A 2794-nucleotide genomic window follows, 5' to 3' on the forward strand; every position below is an offset into this window, starting at 1 on the left:
CTCTGCTTCTTTTACTTGCGGTAGATTCCAATAGACCCTCTCATAACATCGCAACAAAAGCCAAAATCTTTGGATTAGTTTCATCTTAAATGTCCATTTGGGCTTAGAAACTATAATAAAATCAAATTTCCGACTTATACCATAACCTAATCCGCTCATATGATACTTGCTACTTAAAATATCATATTCCCTTCTTGCGCGTGGATCATTGTGATGATGAAAATGTAAAATTAAAATTTTTTTCATTAATTAGTCTCCCAAAAATAAGAAAATGGGAAATAAACATCAAAATACTTTTGTTTTAAAAGATACAATTGATGATTGTTAGCATATTCTGTATAATCCCTTTTGGGTGATTCCATAATGGTTTGCCATTGTGCAGGAGTTAGTTGTAATTTATCAAGAATATTGTTTAAATCTTGTTGCAAAGATTCTTCTGTTGGTGCAACCAAAAGTTGTTTTAAAGCCTCTTCTCTACTCATTCCTCCAGATAGAATCATACTTGAATAATAAGGTTTTCTAACATCATAACCAAATTTTTTCATCAAATAATAGGATTGAAAAAATTTCGTCCAAAGGGATTCCTCGTGCTTCTCTCCATAGTTTTGCCAATTATAACTTGCGTTCAATATAGAAATAGCTCCTTTTTTATTGTAATTGATATAGTTTAATGGGGAAATGATACGAAATTTTTTAATAAAAGGATAATAGAACCAATATTTTAAAAACCCTACAATAGGATAAGTCTTTAAAGGTATCTCGCCAAACTTTTTGTGAATATCTTTGAGTTGCATAGAATCAATGCTGGAATGCACCCAAGAGGTTGGAAATATAGACTCTGTAGCCAAATTGAACCCGCTTAAAACATGGCGAATATTATTTTCAACTGCATAACCATAAAGACTAGCGAAAAACGCATGGTCTTGTGGTGTATCACAATTTGCCACACCGCTTTTGAGAAATGCCACTTGTAAATCCCGCATTTCATTCCAATCAATTGTGATTGTATGCAATGGAATCTGAAGTTTATTTACAAGTTTTTTAATATTCTCATTTGCTATTTGTGTATTCCACCCCGCATCAATATGCACCGCCAAAATACGCAACTCATAATTTGTTTTCATATAATGCAACACATAAGAACTATCCACACCACCGCTTAAACCAATGATGACATCATAAGCCTTATTTTTGCATTCCTCTTTGATTTGTTGTATTTTAGAATCTAACTTTTCTTTTGTGCAATTTTGCCATTGCGGTATCACAAAATCGTCATACCTATGACAATGATTACATATTCCCTTTTCATCAAAATATATTAAAGAATCGCTTGTATCCATTACACAACGACTACAAACTTGATATTTCATACAAACTCTCCTTAAGTAGCAAAATTTAATATATTTTTCTCTAGCTGTGGATTATGTTTTAATAGCAAAGCATATTTGCCTTTCTCTGCTATATATTCTTTTAAAAATTCACGCACTACTTGGTGGCTTCTACCATAGTGCCAAAGCCTCTCATTCTCCAATGGGTTGCACCACCATTCTTGAGGAATGTTATTGCAAATTAATCGTTGAAATTGTTGAGCAACAGCAACTTGATTCCATTGCTCTGTAACAAATTGATATGCTTTTTCTCCCATCGTTATTCTGTATTGCTTATCTTTAAGCAGACGCACAATTAAATCCTCCAACTCTTCAGGCAATCCACACACTACAGGAGGTATTTTTTCTTTATCCTCAAAATCATCATAAAAATAAGGCATATCATAACCCGTTACAATAATAGGCTTTTTTAAAAAAGCTACTTCCCTTGAAAATCCTGCCATATATCCACCACCAGAATAAAGCTGGTCAATTGCAAAATCACAAGTTGCTATATGATACAAAACTTCTTGATTACTTATATCTGAAAGCAAAACAAACTCTATATCATATTTTTTTTTGAGTGATTCAATTACTTCCAAGATAACGGGCGTTCCTTTTGCTACCTGATTTGTAGGAGCGTGTATAATTTTAATTGTTTGCTTTTTATAATAGGAAGTGGGAATGTTTTTTATTTGAATATAACTATAATCCGTAGGCAATCCAAAATAACGATAATCAATATAAGGCAAAGTTTGAAAATGTGATACTGCTTTGTAGCTAACAATATAGGAAGCATATTTTTCAATAATTTCAACTCTTTTCTTTGTCTCTAAGGTTAATTGATAAATATCCTCTATATTTCTTCCAACAAAAGAACCATTTAAGTAAGGGGGTCTAAAATCTGAACCCATAACTTGAAAGATAATTTTTTTGTTAAAAAATTTTAAAATAGGCAATTCTTTATAGCCTAAAAACCTTGAATATGCCATCAAAATAAACACATCATAAGTTAGCAAACAACGTATAAACAAGATAAATCTTGCCAACCAAGAAAAAGGCGAGAAAAGATGCTTTAATAACAAAGTTTTTTTATATTTGCTATACATTTTAATTGCATACTTAGCCAATGAAATATTCCAATTTCGTGTGATTAGACTTTCATCAACACCAAATTTATAATCATTAAGCAAAATAATATCACTAGGAATACCCAATGAATCAAACCCTCTCTTAAGATTCTGCAAATCATTTGAAATTTCATTTAACCCCAGCAAGATTCGCATTAATTTCTACTCCTTACCTTGCAGATACTCTTGAATCCCCGCAATACTCTGCACCAAATGTAAGTCAGTGTCTGGAATCTTAATCTTGAATTTTTCCTCTAGTTTAAGATATAAATTTGCCATATCCAAACTATCTACGCC

3 protein-coding genes and 1 pseudogene are annotated in these 2794 nt (G+C 31.9%); all 4 read right to left on the minus strand.

Annotation, left to right across the window (positions count from 1 at the left end; all coding sequences use genetic code 11):
- Positions 1–246 (minus strand): annotated as a pseudogene (locus Q1553_RS08120) (capsular biosynthesis protein); the annotation flags it as partial.
- Positions 246–1370, minus strand: a complete 1125-nt coding sequence (locus tag Q1553_RS08125) for an N-acetyl sugar amidotransferase (RefSeq protein WP_115551253.1) — start codon at positions 1368–1370, stop codon at positions 246–248. The gene Q1553_RS08125 and the pseudogene Q1553_RS08120, both read right to left, overlap by 1 nt.
- A gap of 11 nt (positions 1371–1381) precedes the next feature.
- Entirely contained in the window at positions 1382–2614 is a 1233-nt protein-coding gene (locus Q1553_RS08130; RefSeq protein WP_300744176.1) for a hypothetical protein, read from the minus strand.
- Between the two features lie 45 nt (positions 2615–2659).
- Complete coding sequence (locus tag Q1553_RS08495; protein ID WP_366525102.1) at positions 2660–2782, minus strand: hypothetical protein; 123 nt, start codon at positions 2780–2782, stop codon at positions 2660–2662.
- Positions 2783–2794: the final 12 nt, after the last annotated feature.

Source organism: Helicobacter sp. UBA3407, assembly GCF_949747025.1.
GTDB classification, from domain to species: Bacteria; Campylobacterota; Campylobacteria; order Campylobacterales; family Helicobacteraceae; genus Helicobacter_D; species Helicobacter_D ganmani.